The organism is Brevibacillus sp. SYP-B805, assembly GCF_011059135.1.
Lineage (GTDB): Bacteria > Bacillota > Bacilli > Brevibacillales > Brevibacillaceae > Brevibacillus_F.
In genome coordinates, this window is sequence record NZ_JAALGD010000014.1 from 1 (window position 1) to 17,100 (window position 17,100).

The 17,100-nt window shown below is 57.2% G+C and carries 13 protein-coding genes; all 13 read left to right on the top strand.

Features of this window, described 5'->3' with window-relative positions; genetic code table 11:
• Positions 1–482 precede the first annotated feature (482 nt).
• Complete coding sequence (gene aceB / locus G3578_RS16095; protein ID WP_165213993.1) at positions 483–2,090, top strand: malate synthase A; 1,608 nt, start codon at positions 483–485, stop codon at positions 2,088–2,090.
• Positions 2,091–2,139: 49 nt separating this feature from the next.
• Positions 2,140–3,453 (top strand): FAD-binding oxidoreductase, encoded by a 1,314-nt coding sequence (locus tag G3578_RS16100; RefSeq protein ID WP_165213994.1) that lies wholly within the window; start codon positions 2,140–2,142, stop codon positions 3,451–3,453.
• Positions 3,454–4,782 (top strand): heterodisulfide reductase-related iron-sulfur binding cluster, encoded by a 1,329-nt coding sequence (locus G3578_RS16105; RefSeq protein ID WP_165213995.1) that lies wholly within the window; start codon positions 3,454–3,456, stop codon positions 4,780–4,782. It abuts the gene before it with no gap.
• Between the two features lie 3 nt (positions 4,783–4,785).
• A complete protein-coding gene (locus G3578_RS16110) occupies positions 4,786–6,213 on the top strand; it encodes an FAD-linked oxidase C-terminal domain-containing protein (RefSeq protein ID WP_165213996.1) in 1,428 nt (475 codons plus the stop codon).
• Positions 6,214–6,247: 34 nt separating this feature from the next.
• Entirely contained in the window at positions 6,248–7,951 is a 1,704-nt protein-coding gene (locus tag G3578_RS16115) for an L-lactate permease (RefSeq protein WP_165213997.1), read from the top strand.
• 560 nt (positions 7,952–8,511) lie between these two features.
• Positions 8,512–9,513 (top strand): LacI family DNA-binding transcriptional regulator, encoded by a 1,002-nt coding sequence (locus G3578_RS16120; RefSeq protein ID WP_165213998.1) that lies wholly within the window; start codon positions 8,512–8,514, stop codon positions 9,511–9,513.
• A 69-nt stretch (positions 9,514–9,582) separates the two neighbouring features.
• A complete protein-coding gene (locus G3578_RS16125; RefSeq protein WP_165213999.1) occupies positions 9,583–10,554 on the top strand; it encodes a substrate-binding domain-containing protein in 972 nt (323 codons plus the stop codon).
• A gap of 62 nt (positions 10,555–10,616) precedes the next feature.
• Positions 10,617–12,113, top strand: a complete 1,497-nt coding sequence (locus tag G3578_RS16130) for a sugar ABC transporter ATP-binding protein (protein ID WP_165214000.1) — start codon at positions 10,617–10,619, stop codon at positions 12,111–12,113.
• A gap of 2 nt (positions 12,114–12,115) precedes the next feature.
• Positions 12,116–13,102, top strand: a complete 987-nt coding sequence (locus G3578_RS16135; RefSeq protein ID WP_165214001.1) for an ABC transporter permease — start codon at positions 12,116–12,118, stop codon at positions 13,100–13,102.
• A gap of 17 nt (positions 13,103–13,119) precedes the next feature.
• On the top strand, positions 13,120–14,067 hold the full coding sequence (locus tag G3578_RS16140; RefSeq protein ID WP_165214002.1) for a sugar kinase: 948 nt from the start codon (positions 13,120–13,122) through the stop codon (positions 14,065–14,067).
• Positions 14,064–15,008 carry a 1-phosphofructokinase gene (gene pfkB / locus G3578_RS16145; protein ID WP_165214003.1) on the top strand — a complete coding sequence of 315 codons (945 nt, stop codon included), beginning with the start codon at positions 14,064–14,066 and terminating at the stop codon, positions 15,006–15,008. Before G3578_RS16140 ends, pfkB begins: the two co-directional genes overlap by 4 nt.
• Positions 15,009–15,027: 19 nt before the next feature.
• A complete protein-coding gene (fba, locus tag G3578_RS16150; RefSeq protein WP_165214004.1) occupies positions 15,028–15,882 on the top strand; it encodes a class II fructose-1,6-bisphosphate aldolase in 855 nt (284 codons plus the stop codon).
• 180 nt (positions 15,883–16,062) lie between these two features.
• Complete coding sequence (locus tag G3578_RS16155) at positions 16,063–17,055, top strand: LacI family DNA-binding transcriptional regulator (protein ID WP_165214005.1); 993 nt, start codon at positions 16,063–16,065, stop codon at positions 17,053–17,055.
• The last annotated feature ends 45 nt before the right edge of the window (positions 17,056–17,100 follow it).

A 17,100-nucleotide genomic window follows, 5' to 3' on the forward strand; every position in this document is an offset into this window, starting at 1 on the left:
TCAAGAACAGACCGTATAACGATAACGGATAGGACTGATAACCAGATCCTTCCAACTGAATTTGGAAGGCTGGTTTGTTATACCCTTTTTAAAGTATACCACAAATAATGATGCTATTTAATTAATTTGGCTTGACAAGATATTAGCTGGTTCAGCGAAGTGAGACTCACGCCCCCTGTGGCCCCCGCGTCTTTGTTTCTCCGCTGAGTCAGTCGTCAAAGGAGCTCGCTTGGCCCCATTCCTCCATGCCTCAAACAGAAGTTTGTCATCAGTCTGACTGGTCCCCGTCAAACAGGGACCGGTTTTTTTTGTGTGTGAACGGGTTAGCATCAGCCCTGGTTCAATTTCCGGTTTCAACAGGGAACGAAGCGGCAAAAAAATTCGCCCGCCCGCTAATTGGATGGACATGATTGGTACGCTGCCCACATATCTGATAACTAAACAGGGGTTAGCTCAAACCATGAAGGGATGGGGGGAAGAGCATGGGAACGGAAGCCTACCAACGAATGGACGGCGTTCAGCTGACAGGGCGCATGACGCCGGCGTTCGCCGAGATATTGACGCCTGCGGCCCTGCAGTTTGTCGCCGGGTTGACCCGAACATTCGGGGATCGCCGGGAAGCGCTGCTGCGCAAACGGGCCGAACGGCAGGCCGAATGGGACGCGGGGAAGAAGCCCGGTTTCCTGCCGGAGACGGCGCACATTCGCCAGGGCGCTTGGACGATTGCGCCGGTCCCGCCGGATCTGCAGGATCGGCGGGTGGAGATCACCGGGCCGGCCGGGGATCGGAAGATGGTGATCAACGCCCTGAATTCCGGGGCCAAGGCGTTCATGGCCGATTTTGAGGACGCCAACTCGCCCACTTGGGCCAACACCATCCAGGGGCAGATCAATTTGCGCGACGCCATCAACCGGACGATCCGCCATGTCGGTCCGGAGGGAAAAGTGTATGCCCTCCACGATCAGGTGGCGACCCTGATCGTCCGTCCGCGCGGCTGGCATCTGGAAGAGAAGCACGTTCTCATCGATGGCAAACCTGTCTCCGGCAGTCTGTTCGATTTCGGACTCTACTTCTTCCACAACGCCCAAACGCTGATCGCCAACGGCTCCGGTCCGTATTTTTACCTGCCCAAGCTGGAGAGCCACCTGGAGGCGCGGCTCTGGAACGATGTGTTTGTCTGGGCGCAGGATCAGCTGGGCATTCCGCAGGGCACGATCAAGGCTACCGTCCTGATCGAAACGATTCTGGCCGCCTTTGAAATGGACGAAATCATCTATGAGCTGCGCGACCACATGGCCGGGTTGAACTGCGGGCGGTGGGACTACATTTTCAGCTATATCAAGAAGTTCCGCCATCATCCGGACGTGATTCTGCCCGACCGCTCGCAGGTTACCATGACGGTGCCGTTTATGCGGGCGTATTCCCTGCTCACCATCCAGACGTGCCACAAGCGGAATGCCCATGCGATCGGGGGGATGTCCGCCTATATCCCGGTGAAACACGATCCGACGGCAAACGAGGAAGCGATGCAGCGGGTGCGGGCAGATAAACTGCGGGAAGCCAGCGACGGACACGACGGCACCTGGGTGGCCCATCCGGGATTGGTGCCGGTGGCGCTGGAAGTGTTTGACGCGCACATGCCGTCTCCCCATCAGATTGACAGGAAGCTGGAGGATCTGGCGGTGACCGCCGAGCAGCTGCTTGATGTGCCGGAAGGGACGATCACGGAAGCGGGCCTGCGCACCAATATCAGCGTCGCCATCCAATACATCGCCGCGTGGCTGGGCGGTTCCGGCGCCGTCCCCATCTTCAACCTGATGGAGGATGCCGCCACTGCGGAAATCTCCCGGGCCCAGGTCTGGCAGTGGATCCGCCATCCCCAGGGCATCCTCGATGACGGCCGGAAGATCACGCTGGAACTGGTGGAACAGCTGCGGGAGGAAGAGCTGGAGAAGATCAGGCAGTCCATCGGCGCGGAAGCGTATGAGAGTGGAAACTACGGGAATGCGGCCCGGCTGTTCACGCAGCTGGTTGCAGACGACGAATTCGTCGAATTTCTCACGCTGCTTGGGCTGCCGTATCTGGATTGACACAGGAGAGGGAACGGATGGAAGCGGCGCTTACCAAAGGGGGATGAACATGGCAGCGATGGCCATCACGAAAGCCATTACGGTGGGAAAGATCCGGCCGGCCGCGGAACCCTTGCATGTTCTCGGGAATCACGGCGCGTACGAGGTCTTTCCGGAAACCGAGGAAGAGATTGCGGCCGTATTGCAGGCGGCCCATGCCCATTCGCTATCCGTGATTCCGATGGGAGGGGGGACAAAACGAGGATGGGGCGGGACCCTGGAAAAGGCGGACATCCTGCTTTGCCTCTCCTCCTGCAGGGGGATCGTGGAATATTCGCCCGGCGACATGACCGTGACGGTGAAGGCGGGTACGACGATCCGGGAGATCGCCGAACAGCTGGCCGTCCACGGGCAGATGCTTCCGCTCGACCCGTTCTGGCCCGACGCAGCGACGATCGGCGGCGTGGTGGCCGCCAATGACAGCGGGCCGAAGCGGCTGCGCTATGGTTCGGCCCGAGACCATGTGATCGGGCTGCGCGTGGTGTATCCCGACGGGCGCGTCATCCGGACGGGCGGGAAGGTGGTGAAAAATGTGGCCGGCTACGATATGAGCAAACTGTTTATCGGTTCCATGGGCACATTGGGCGTCATGAGCGAAATCACGCTGAAACTGCGCCCCGTGCCGCCCTGCCAGTCGCTGCTGCTGCTCGCATTCCCCAATGCCGATTTTCCCGCGATCCGCTCCTTTGTGCTTGCTGTGCTCGACTCGACCATGGAACCGGTCTCGCTGGAACTCCTGAGTCCCGCACTCCACCAGGCCATGAACGGGAGAGACGGCTATGCCCTGGCGATCGCCCTGGAAGACGGGGAGAAAGCGGTCCGCTACCAGGAAGAATGGCTCATCGCGCACGCGCCGCCGGGAACGGAGATCCGGTCATGGCGGCAGGAAGAGGCGGCGCATTGGTGGTCCCGGTTCTACCGGATGTTTCCTTCCGGCGTTTCCCCCGCCGACCGGCAAGCGGCGGAAATGGCCCTGAAAATCGGCAGCCGCAACCTGGATGTGCTGGAGTTGGTCAAGACCTGCCACGACCTCGGCGAGCGGCACGGCCTGGCTGTGGAGGGACACGGCGGTCTGGGGCACGGCATTTCCCGCGTCTATGTCAAAGGAGATCCGGCGCGCTTTGCCGCTTATCTGCAGGAGGTGCGCACGGCGGCCGAAGAGCGGGGCGGCTATGCGGTGGTGCAGCATGCCTCCCTTGCAGTGCGCCGCCAACTGGACGTGTGGGGAAGACCGCCTGCCGGGTTTTCCCTGATGCAGGGGGTCAAGCGTGCCATCGATCCGCGCCAGGTGTGCAGCCCGAACCGTTTTGTAGGGGGGATATAAGTGAGTGCGCCTGCAACGAAAAGCCATTATCTCTGGGAAGATCCGCCCGACGAGGAAAAGTATTCCGCCTGCGTCCACTGCGGGCTGTGCCTGGAATCGTGTCCCACCTATCTGGAGACGGGGCATGAACAGCAGTCCCCGCGCGGACGGGTCCATCTGATCAAAGCGGTTGCGGAAGGGAAAATTCCGCTGTCCCCAGGCTTTGAACAACCGGTTTTCACCTGTCTGGACTGCCGTGCCTGTGAAACGGCCTGCCCATCCGGCGTGCAGGTGGGTTCGCTGATTGAAGCGGCGCGCGGACAAATCCGCAAGGCAATGCCATTAACGGGCTGGAGGGCCCTGCTTCATGCCGTATTCCTGAGAGGCGTGTTTCCGCATCCTTCCCGCTTGTTCGCCCTGGGAAAGCTGATGAAGCTTTATCAGCGAAGCGGCCTGCAAGCGTTGGCGCGAAAAACGGGGCTGCTCAACCTGCTGCCCGGGCATCTGCAGGCGATGGAACGCGTCGTGCCCGCCGTTCCCGATCCGGTGATGAAAAGATACCCGGAAGTCATTCCGGCCCAAGGGACTCCTCGGGGGCGGGTCGCCCTGCTCACCGGGTGCGTGATGGATGTCCTGTTCGGCGATATCAACGAGGCGACCGTGCGCGTGTTGACCCGCAACGGGTATGAAGTGGTGGTGCCGCGCGACCAGCGGTGCTGCGGAGCGCTGCATATCCATGCCGGTGACCGGGAGCAGGGCAAGATCCTGGCACGGCGGAACATCGACGCCTTTTTGCACGCCCGTGTGGACAGCGTGATCGTCAATGCGGCGGGCTGCGGATGCGCGCTGAAGGAATACCCCGAACTGCTGCAAAATGACCCCGCTTATCGCGAGAAGGCGGTACAATTCGCCGAAAAAGTGGCGGACATCTCGAAATTTTTGGCTGCGCACGGCTATGAAAAGCCGACAGGCCGGGTAGAAGCGCGCGTGGCCTACCACGATGCCTGCCATCTCGCCCACGGGCAGGGCATTCGTGCGGAACCCCGGCAGCTGCTGCGCGAGATTCCCGGCGTGGCATGGGTGGAGATGCCGCTCGCGGACCGCTGTTGCGGAAGTGCCGGCATCTACAACCTGACCCATCCGGAGATGGCCGGCAAGATTCTCGACGAAAAAATGAAAGCGGTTCCGGAGCAGGCGGACATCATCGCGATGGGAAATCCGGGCTGCATGCTGCAGATGATGATGGGGGTTCACCGGCACGGCCGCACACAGCGGGTTGTCCATACCGTCCAACTGCTCGATTGGGCCTACCAGCGGGAAGCGGCACCGCAAGAGGAAAGGGGGATGTAGCCGATGGCCGCCATCGATCCGCTTGTCCGTGAACTGTCACAGATTGTCGGCCCGGATGCCGTCCTGTACCGCCGGGAGGATCTGATCGCCTACGAATGCGACGGCTACACCGTCCGGAAACAGCCGCCCCGTGCCGTCGTGTTTCCCTCCTGTACGGCGGAGGTGTCCGCGGTTGTCAAGCACCTGCATGAACGACACATCCCGTTTATTCCCCGGGGGGCGGGGACGGGCCTGAGCGGCGGCGCCATCCCGCTGGGCGGTGAAGTGATCATCAGCCTGGTCAGGATGAAGCGGCTGCTGCATGTCGATTACGAAAACCGGCTGGCTGTGGTGGAACCGGGCTTCGTCAATCTGAAGCTGACCAATGCCGTCGCCGCCAAAGGCTACTATTACGCGCCCGATCCTTCCAGCCAATACGCCTGCACGATCGGCGGCAATGTGGCGGAGAACGCGGGAGGGGCGCACTGCCTGAAATACGGGGTGACCACCAACCACGTGCTGGGGCTGGAGGTGGTGCTGGCCGACGGAGAGATTGTGGAAATCGGCGGCGTGCCCGACACACCGGGTTACGACCTGCTGGGGCTTCTCACCGGGTCGGAAGGAACCCTGGGGATTGTGACAAAGATCACGGTGCGCATCCTGAAAAATCCCGAAGGCAAAAAGACGGTGCTGGCCTATTTCGACAGCGTGGAGGAAGCCAGCCGGGCGGTTTCCGACATCGTGGCAGCCGGCATCGTGCCGGCGGCGCTGGAGATGATGGACAAGACGGCGATCGAAGGGGTGGAAGCGGGCAATTATCCGGTCGGCCACCCCAAAGGGTTGGAAGCGCTGCTGCTGATTGAAGTGGACGGGATTTCCGCCGGGATTGACGATCAAATCGCGCGGATCGTGGAGGTTTGTCAAAACCGGAACGTGTCGGAGGTGAAGGTGGCAGCCAGCGAGGAGGAACGGGCGAGATGGTGGGCCAACCGGAAAACGGCCTTCCCCGCCATGGGGGCGATCTCGCCGGATTATCTGGTGCAGGATGGCGTGATTCCCCGCAGCCGCCTGCCGGAAGTCCTGGAAAAGATCAGCCGGATCAGCGCGCGCTCCGGGCTGCGGATCGCCAATGTCTTTCACGCCGGGGACGGCAATCTGCACCCGCTGATCCTGTTTGACGCAAGAATTCCCGGGGAAACGGAACGGGCCGTCCAGGTTGGCTCGGAGGTGCTGAAAGCGTGTGCGGATGCGGGAGGCTCGATTACGGGCGAGCACGGCGTCGGCATCGAGAAAAAAGAGGAGATGCGGTATATCTTCACGGACGAGGAGATTGCCGCGCAGATCGGGATTCGCGATGTGTTCAATCCGCAGAATCTGTTGAATCCCGACAAGCTGTTCCCCAAGCCGGGCCGCTGTGCGGAAATGAGGACAGCCCCCGGGGAGGCCCGTTGAATCACCAACTTCTGTTCAAGCGAGGTGTTCGGTTATGGCGTGGTCGCAGATTTATACGCCGGTAGGAGGGAGCCTGGCTCTCTCCGCCCTGGTGGCACTGATTCCGATTCTTTATTTCTTCTGGGCGTTGGCCGTGAAGCGCATGAAGGGACATATTGCCGGCTCCACCACCCTGCTGGTCGCTGTTCTGGTCGCGATGGTGGTGTATGGCATGCCGGCCGGGATGGCCGTGATGTCGGCCGTACAGGGAGCCGTGTACGGGGTGATCCCGATCGGATGGATCATTATCGCTTCGGTCTTTTTGTATAAGCTGACGGTTAAGTCGGGACAGTTTGATATCATCCGCGCATCCGTGGTCTCGGTTACGGAGGACCGCCGCCTGCAGGCGCTCCTGATCGCCTTTTCGTTCGGGGCGTTTCTGGAAGGGGCTGCCGGTTTTGGCGCGCCGGTCGCCATTTCGGCGGCACTGCTGGTCGGACTGGGATTTCATCCGATCTATGCGGCGGGGATCTGTCTGCTCGCCAACACCGCGCCCGTCGCGTTCGGCGCCATCGGAACGCCGATTATCGCCGTATCCGGCCCGACGGGGATCCCGGCGATGGATATATCCCAGATCGTCGGCCGCCAGCTGCCGCTGCTCTCCATTTTTGTGCCGTTTTATCTGGTCGTGCTGATGTGCGGATTCAGACGAACCCTCGAGGTGATGCCCGCCATCCTGGTCTCCGGCATTTCCTTTGCGTGCACCCAGTTCATCACCTCCAACTATATGGGACCGGAGCTTCCCGACATTCTCTCCGCCCTGGTGTCGATGGTCTGCCTCACCCTGCTGCTGAAGGTGTGGCAGCCCGCGTCCATCTTCCGGTTTCAGGCGGAGACGGCGGGCATGCAAACGGCTCCTTCCGATCAGGCTGGGAGGCTTGGGAAGGGCAGCAGGCGCACCTATACGGCGAAGCAGGTGTTGTACGCCTGGTCTCCGTTTCTGGTGCTGACGGCGCTGATCTCGCTGTGGGGCGTTCCCTCGATAAAAAAGGCATTGATCGGCAAATACGAGGGAGCCAACGCGCTCCTGTCCGCGATCAATCCGCTCGGCAAAGCGCTCAGCTTTTACCCGCCGGTGCCCGGCCTGAACCAACTCGTCATCGGCGCAAACGGCAAGCCGATCGAAGCGTTGTTTAAGCTGGAACTGCTGGTGGCAGCGGGAACGGCGATCCTGTTTGCAGCGGTCATCACCAAGTTTATCGCCAGGATCTCGTGGAAAGAGTGGGGGAAGACGTTTGGCGAGACCTTGCGCGAATTGCGGTTCGCCATCACCACGATCGCGGCTGTCGTCGGTTTTGCGTACGTGGCCAACGCTTCCGGGATGAGCACGACGCTCGGCATGGCGCTGGCGGCGACAGGGGTGCTGTTCCCGTTCTTCGCGCCCATGTTGGGCTGGTTGGGGGTATTTCTCACGGGATCGGATACCTCTTCCAACCTGTTGTTTGGCAATCTGCAAAAGGTGACAGCGACGCAGCTGGGCATGAGCCCGGCGCTGGCGATTGCGGCCAACAGCAGCGGCGGCGTCACCGGCAAAATGATTTCGCCGCAATCGATCGCGGTCGCCTGCGCTGCGGTGGGATTGGCGGGCAAGGACGCCGAGCTGTTCCGGTTTACGTTTAAACACAGCATTCTGCTGCTGCTGATCATCTGCGTGCTGACCTACTTGCAGACAAATGTGCTTTCCTGGATGCTGCCGTGAAGAAGAAAGGATGAACTTCTGTTAGAGGCATGGCGTGATGGGGCCAAGCGAGCTCCTTTGACGACAGACTCAGCGAAGAAACGAAGACGCGGGAGCAAAGGGGGCGTGAGTCTCACATCCCTGAAACGCCCAGATGTTGAGCCCCCGCCCGCGTCGCGTTTCGGAGCGGACAGGGCAAACTTCTTCGCTGGTCGTCAAGAGAGCGAGCAGGAACCATCACCCATGATGACCGACTTTGTCTGCACACTGAGCCGGGGGGATGACCCGGCTCTCTTGTCTGTTCGGTGGAAGCGGCAGCATGAGGCGGGCGGCTCTTGGGAGGAGAGCACCTCGGAAAAAATTGAAACGATTTAATTGTTTGGATGGTAAAAAATTGAATCACCAAATGCGAATTTGCTTTTCAGAAGTTTTTTGGCGATGAAATCATTCATGATTTGTGCAAAAAAATCAAAAAATCAGTATTGACCAACTGATTTTTTGAGTGTAAGATCGTATCAAGTAAAAACGTTTTAATTATTTTTACTATTAAAATTGAAACGTTTCAATTTTTGGGGTGGTATATGAAGACGATCAAAGACGTGGCGAAGCTTGCCGACGTATCTGTCGGTACGGTGTCACGCTATCTGAATGGTTACAAGATAAAGGAAGAGAACCGCAAAAAAATCGAAGAGGCGATCGAGAGTCTGCAATTCACCTCAAATCCGATGGCGAGGGGTCTGCGAACCAACAAGACGTTTACGGTCGGGGTTTTGATTCCGCGCATCAGCGACATCTTTTGCACCCAGGTCATTGAAGGCATCGAGGAAGTCCTCAATCCGCTCAACTACGGCATCGTGATTTGCAGCGCCAATGACAGCCTGCAGGGGCAGACGGAAAAGCTCGCCTACCTGAAAAACAAGTGCGTGGATGGCATCATCCTGATGCCGGTAACGTCGGCCGAGCTTGATGTCACGGGCATTGTGGACAGCGGTATCCCGGTGGTGCTGATCGATCGTCTGGTAAAGGATTGCGAGCTGGATGCGGTCGTCTGCGACAACGTAAACGGCGCTTATTCCGCCGTCGAGATGATCATCAACAAAGGGCACCAGAAGATCGGCATCATTGCCGGTCCGCAGGAAATCTATACGGCGCAGGAACGCCTGACCGGCTATCTGCGGGCGCTGGAGGATTACAATATCGAGATTAACGAAGCGTACATCGTTCATGCGCAGTACAACAAGACCGGCGGGATTGACGCCTTTCGCCAGCTGATGAGCCTGCCGGACCGTCCGACGGCCATCTTCTCCACCAACTATCCCACCACCGTGAACTCGATGAAGGTGATGATGGAACAGGGGCTCAGGATGGGAGAGGATATTTCCCTTTGCGGTTATGACCAGACGGAACTTTTCCAGATGTTTAATCCGCCGGTCTCTGTAGTGGTTCAGCCTTCCCGTGAAATCGGGATCAATGCGGCAGAGATCCTGCTGAAACGGATCAATGGGGATTACAGCCGATTTCCTCAGATCCAGCGCTTGAAGACCCAATTAATCGTTACCGATTCGGTCAAAACCTTGTTTTGATCGAATTGAAATAGCCGCTAATTAAAGCGCATTCATTTACATCTGCTGAACAAGAGGGGGAATTATGAAATGCGAAGGTTTGGGAAGTTGACAGCAACAACGCTTATGGTGTCCAGCTTGCTCTTTTTGGCCGCATGCGGCAGCCAGGAGCCTGCGGGCCAAAATGCTGCGCCAGGAGGAAACGGTTCGGCGCCGGACGCCGCACAGAAGGAAATCGTGATTGGCGCTTCGCTGCTGACACAGCAGCATCCGTTCTATGTTTCCTTGAAAAACGCCATGGAAGAAGAAGCGAAAGCGGAAGGCGTCAATCTCCAGGTCTCGGTGGCAAACCAGGATTTGAACAAGCAGTTGTCGGACATTGAAGATTTTATCACCAAAGGCGTGGATGCCATCATCCTGAGCCCGGTCGATTCCAAAGGAGTGGCGGGCGCGATCAGCAAGGCGAAAGCGGCCAACATCCCGGTTGTAACCGTTGACATTGCGGCGAACGGCGTTGAGCCGGATGCCCATGTGGCGACCGACAACTATGAAGGCGGAAAAATGGCCGGGGAAGAGATGGCAAAAGCGATTGGCGAAAAAGGGAAAGTGGCGATCATCGATTATCCGACGGTTCAATCGGTCATCGACCGCGTCAACGGTTTTAAAGAAGCGATAGCCAAGTACCCCAATATTGAAATCGTTGCCATCCAACCGGGCATTACCCGACCGGAAGCACTGACGGCCGCCCAAAACATGATCCAGGCCAATGGCGATTTGGCAGGCATCTTCGGTTTCGGCGATGACGCCGCACTGGCGGCCGTGGCGGCAATCAAGTCAGCGGGCAAAGAAGATCAAATCAAGGTGATCGGTTTTGACGGAATGGAAGAAGCGCGCAACGCGGTGAAAAACGAAAAGTCATTCTATTCGGTCATTACCCAACATCCGGATCAAATCGGGAAACAGGGTGTCCAAGCTGCCGTGAAGATCATCAAGAAAGAAGCGGTCGACAAAGTGATTCCTGTGAAACCTGGCATCTTTTCCAAAGAGGGAGAGAAACAGTAACTGTACCTGCATGCCTTCCCGGCCCACTCATCCGGGAAGGCATCGTACTTGGAGGGATCGCGATGGCGGAAGAGATCATTCTGGAGTTGAAGAACATCAAGAAGTCCTTTGGTAGCGTAACCGCTCTCTCAGGCGTACAACTGCAAATCAAGAAAGGCCAGGTCCACACTCTCCTGGGGGAGAACGGAGCCGGAAAATCGACACTGATGAAAATCATCTCCGGCGTTCATCAGCCGGATGAAGGGGAGATTCTCTTTAAAGGAGAGCGCATCAGGCTGGCTACCCCAAAAGATGCGCAGATGAGGGGAATCAGCATTATTTATCAGGAGCTCAGCCTTTGCCCCAACCTGAGCATTGCGGAGAACATCTTCGCGAATCGGGAGCCGATGACGGGATGGTTTATCAATGATCGCCAAATGAACCGGGCGGCTCAGGAACTGCTTGCACAAATCGAGCTGGATTTGCCCCCGACGACGCCGGTGAAAGCGTTGAGCATTTCCCAGAAACAGATGGTGGAGATCGCCAAAGCGCTTTCTCTTCAATCGGAAGTGATCATCATGGATGAACCGACGTCGGCATTGAGCAGCAGAGAAACAGAGGTATTGTTTCGCATCATCGACAAGCTGAAAGCAAAAGGGGTTGCCATTATCTATATCTCCCACCGGATGGATGAGCTGCTCCGCATCTCGGATGAAATTACGGTGATGCGCGACGGCAGCTATATCGGCACCGTGAAAAAAAGCGAAGCCGATATCAATGGTCTGATCCGGATGATGGTCGGCAGGGAACTGAAGGACATCTATCCGAAGCGCAGCTATGACATCGGTCCCGATACGCTGTTGGAAGTAAAGGGCTTTACCAAGCAAGGCCTGTTTGACAACATCAACCTGCACCTGAAAAAAGGAGAGATTCTCGGCATTTTCGGCTTGATGGGGGCGGGCCGCTCCGATGTGGCAAAAGCGATTTTCGGCATTACCCCGCCGGACTCCGGCACCATGACGATCAAGGGGAAGCCGGTAACCATTACGCGGCCCCAGGACGCCATTTCGCAGAAAATTGCCTTTATTACGGAAAGCCGGCGCGAGCAGGGACTGGTGATTTCCGATACCGTAAAACGAAACATTTCCATGGTCAGCATCGACAACCTGCTTTCCAGGCTGGGGCTGATCAGTGACAAAAAGGAAAGCGACGTTGCCCGAAAAGCGGTCGCCGCGCTCCAGATAAAAACAGCGGGTATCGACCAAACCGTCAATCAACTGAGCGGCGGCAATCAGCAGAAGATCGTCCTGGCGAAGTGGCTGGAAACACAGCCGGACATTCTCATCCTCGATGAACCCACGCGGGGGATCGACATCGGCTCCAAAAACGAAATCTACCGGCTGATGCGAAAATTGGCAAGCGAAGGAGTCGGCATCATCATGATCTCGTCCGAGCTTTCCGAGGTGCTGTTCATGAGCGACCGCATGCTGATCATGCGGGACAAGAAGATTGTCAAGGAACTGGATCCAAGCGCAACGACCCAGGATGAAGTCATGCTTTACGCGACTGGAGGGAAATAACCATGGCGAACGTATCCCGGATGGCGGCCAACCAAAAAACGATGTCTGCCAAACCAGGCCTGGCATTTTTGCGAGCATACGGCGGGATTTTGGCGGGGCTGCTTGTTCTTGTGCTGTTTTTCTCCCTGTTTTCCCCGCACTTTCTCAAAGTCAACAACCTGCTGAACATCGTCCTGCAGGTTTCGATCATTGCAATCAGCGCATTCGGCATGACGTTTGCGCTGATCATCGGCGGCATTGATCTGTCGATCGGTTCCACCATTGCCCTCTCCGGAACGGCGGCGGCGCTTTTGCTGCAACACAATGTGCCGTTTTTGCCCGCGATCCTGATCGTGCTGGCGATCGGTGTCCTGTTGGGCGCCTTCAACGGGGTGCTGATCTCCAAGCTCCATATTCCCGCTTTTATCGTGACGGTTGCGACAATGGGCATTTATCGCGGCATTGCCTATATCACGACAGACGGTGTGCCGGTTGCCATCCAAAACCAGGCGTTTCTGGAACTGGGGAACGGCTCCATCGCGGGGATTCACATTCCCATTCTGATCCTGCTGCTTCTTTTTGTGATCAACCATGTCATCCTGTCCAAAACCAAATTCGGCCGGCGCGCCTATATCACGGGCGGCAACGAAGAAGCGGCGGTCTACGCCGGCATCAATGTTTCCCGCCTGAAAATCGGCGTGTACGTGATCACCAGCGTCATGGCGACGATCAGCGGGTTGATTCTGGCCTCCCGCTTGTTCTCCGCCCAGCCCAATGCGGCCTCCGGCTATGAGCTGGACGCCATCGCGGCCGCCGTGCTGGGAGGAACCAGCCTGAGCGGGGGCAGCGGGAAAATTCTGGGGACATTGATCGGTGCCATCATTATCGGCGTCATCAACAACGGCATGAATCTGATGAACGTTCCGTATTTCTATCAATTGATTGTCAAGGGAGTCGTCATCTTGATTGCGGTGTATGTAGACGTAAAAAACAAAAAACGGTTGACGTAAGGATAGGAGAGCGTTGAATGGCGGAAATCATCACAATCGGTGAGATTCTGGTGGAAGTCATGGCGAAAAGCCTGGGGCAAACCTTCGAGCAAACGGGGGAATTCATCGGTCCCTTTCCCAGCGGGGCCCCGGCTATCTTTATAGATCAGGCAACCAAGACGGGCAGCTCCACCGCAATCGTTTCCAAGGTGGGACGCGACGGGTTCGGTCGGCTGAATGTGGAGCGGCTGAAACGGGACGGAGTGGATGTCCGCTACATCGGCACGGTGGCCGACAAGACGACAGGCATCGCGTTTGTCACCTACAAGGAGAATGGTGACCGGGACTTTATTTTTACGCTTAAGGATTCGGCGGCAGCTTGCGTGACCCCCGAAGATGTTCGCGAAGAGATGTTTGAGGGCTGCAATTACTTTCATATCATGGGCTGTTCCGCTTTTAACGCAGGGATGATCGCGGCGCTGACCAAAGCCATATCCATCGCGAAGGACAAGCAGGTGAAGATTACCTTTGACCCCAATATCCGCAAAGAGCTGATGGAAAACGAGCGGGTGAAGGCGTTTATCCTGTATGCCCTGCGCAGCTGCGACATCTTCCTCCCGGGGGAAGAAGAGCTGAAAATCATCACGGGCTTGGCGGATGAACGGGAAGCGGCTGAAGCGGTTTTCGCGCAGCAGGTGCGCTGCATGATCGTGAAGCGGGGCAGCCGGGGCTGCACGGTGTATGAACGGGATGCCGTCTATGATGTCGAGCCGTATCCGACGGAGGAAGTGGATCCAACCGGAGCGGGAGACTGCTTTGCCGGAACGTTTGTGTCGCTGATCAATCAGGGCAGATCCATCCGGGAGGCCGTCACCTATGCCAATGCCGCCGGCGCATACGCCGTATCCAGAAAAGGGCCGATGGAAGGCACGGCCACGCTTGCGCAGCTGGAAGCATTCCTCCAGGAGAGAAGGGAGCGGGGATGATCACAACCGTCACCGCCAATGCGGCGATCGACAAAACCTATCATGTCAAGCGAATCGCCCTGCACGATGTGAACCGGGTCGCGGAAGTGGTCGCGGTACCCGGCGGAAAGGGGATTAATGTGGCGAAAGTAGCCCGTACTCTGGGGGCCCGGGTGACAGCCAGCGGTTTTCTCGGAGGAACCAACGGGCAATTCATTCATCAGGGGATTGAGCAGCGGGGGATTGCCAGCGATTTTGTCCGGGTGGAGGGCAACTCGCGGGAAACGATTGCGATCCTCGACGAAGCGGGGGGCACCCCGACGGAACTGCTGGAGCCGGGGCCGGTGGTTGCAGAAGCCGCCCAGCACCAGCTGGCGGAAAAAATCGCCGCGCTGGCCAAAGCAAGCAAGGTGGTTGTTTTTTCCGGAAGTTTGCCCCGGGGAGTGCCAGCCGATTTTTATGCCGCATTGATTCAGGCCGCGAAGCGGGAAGGGGCGCTCACCATTCTGGATGCAAGCGGTGAGCCGCTGGCGAGAGGGATCGATGCTGCGCCTGCGATCTGCAAACCCAACCGGGAGGAGATCGGGCAGCTCCTGGGATACCGTCCGGACAGCCGGCGCGAGCTCTTGCGCGCGGCTGCGAAACTGATCGACAAGGGCGTGCAGGCGGTCATCGTCTCCATGGACCGGGAAGGAGCGATTGCCGTAACAGCTCACGCGGCATGGCATATCGCCCCGCCGCCAATTGAAGCGGTAAACAGCGTTGGCTGCGGAGATGCGATGGTGGCGGGGATTGCGTGCCATCTGGATCGCGGGGGAAGCGCGCTGCCGGACGAACTGCCGGAGGCCTTGCGCCTCGGAACGGCTGCCGCCGCATCCAACGCCCTGCATCGGGAAGCGGGTTTTGTGCGGTTGCAGGAAGTGACAACCTTTCTCCCCAAGGTGAGGATTACGAGACTCTAGAAAAGGAAGGTGCAAGCAATTGGGTTTGGTATCATCTACTCCTCTCTTGCAAGAGGCAAGAAAAAACGGCTACGGGATCGTTGCTTTCAACGTTCATACGCTGGAAATGATGCAGGCCGTGGTGGAAGCGGCCGAAGAGTGCCGCTCGCCGCTTATTCTGCAAACGACGGTTGGCACGGTGAAGCATCTGGGAATCGAGTATATTGCGGCAAACGCAAGAGTGGCCGCCGAGAAGGCAAGCGTGCCGATCGCGCTCCATCTTGACCACTGCCAGGATTTTGACTTGATCGTGCAGTGCATGCGGGCGGGATACACATCGGTGATGATTGACGCCTCCATGCATCCGTTTGAGGAAAATGTGCAGCGCACCAAAAAGGTGGTGGAAATCGCCAGAGCGCTTAATGTCAATGTCGAAGCGGAGCTGGGCAAGGTGGGCGGAGTCGAGGACGACATCGTGGTGGAGGAAGAGCACGCCCTCCTGGCAGATCCGGCGGAGTGCCAGGAGTTTATCGAGCGGACCGGCGTTCCCACCCTGGCTCCGGCGATCGGCACGGCCCACGGCATTTACAAGGGAGAACCGAACATCGATTTCGCACGGCTTGAGGAAATCGCCCGCAGGGTGGAGGTGCCGCTTGTGCTGCACGGCGGGTCCGGCATTCCGGCCGAACAGGTGAAACGCTGCGTCTCCCTGGGAATGGCGAAGATGAATGTGGCGACGGAATTGAAAAACGCTTTCTCGGAATCGATCAAGCAATTCTTCCTGCAAAACCCCTCCGAATTGGACCCGCGCAAGTATATGGCGCCGGCCAAGGAGGCGGTCAAACAGCTGGCGAAAGAAAAAATGGAGCTGTGCGGCTGTATCGGCCGCGCGTAAGCATCGGAAGGGCCAAGCGAACCCTTGCTTGGCCCTGTTTTCTATGGAAAATTGTTCACAACCCTTTGACGAAAAAACTCGAATTTTGGAAAAAAGCGTTTACAAATTCCCATGACATCCTCTATAATTAGATTACAAATCACTTTTTGGGTAATCGATTAACCAACAAAGGTGGTGACCATGTCGAACATTACGATCAAAAAAATTGCTGAACTGGCTGGTGTGTCAAGCGCAACGGTTTCAAGAATACTGAACAATACGGGGAGGTATTCGGAAGAAACTAAGGAGCGCGTTCTGGAGATTATCCGGGATTACAATTACCGGACAAACGTGGTAGCCAAAAGCCTGCGCACGAACAAATCGAAAACAATCGGCGTGATCGTCCCTGATATCACGAACGAATTCTTCGCAAACATCGTGTTGGCCATTGAAAATTATTCCGTGCCGAACGGCTATTCGATTTTCATCTGTAACACCAGTGAAGACCATGAAAAGGAAAAGATGTTCGTCAGGGATCTGGAGGCCAAAGGCGTAGATGGCATCATCTATCTGTCCGGCAACAAGCAAATACCGGAGCAGACGACAAGCAAGCATCTTCCCACGGTTTGTATTGACCGCAATCCGGGCAACAAGGAGATTGTCGTAGTCGAGTCGGACAACTTCAGCGGCGGTTTTATCGCCACGGAAGAATTGATTCAACAAGGCTGCAAACGGATCGTCATCATCAAAGACGAGCGGGACGTTTCGCCGATGGCCGAACGATACCGCGGATATCGGGAAGCTTTGCAGAAGCACGGGATTCCATTGGATGAAAATCTGGTGGTGAATGTCAAGGTCGATGTCCATGAAGCTACCAAGGCGGTCCAACACCTGATCAGCAGGGGGACAGCGTTTGATGCGATCTTTGCCTGCACCGACTGGTTGGCGATTGGCGCGATCAACGCTTTGCATCAACATCAGATCCTGATTCCCGATGAAGTAAAGATCATCGGCTTCGATAATATTTCCGTCGCGCAGCACAGTTATCCCCCGCTTACGACAGTGGAGCAGGATAAGACCAAATTGGGTGAAATCGCAGCACAGATTCTCCTGGACATGATCGATCAGAAAAAACCACAGAAACAAAATATTGTGCTCCCCGTATCCTTGGTAAAAAGGAATACGACCCTGTAATTATTGGAAGAGTAATCGATTACCCTTCTGTTATTTTCGGTTGGG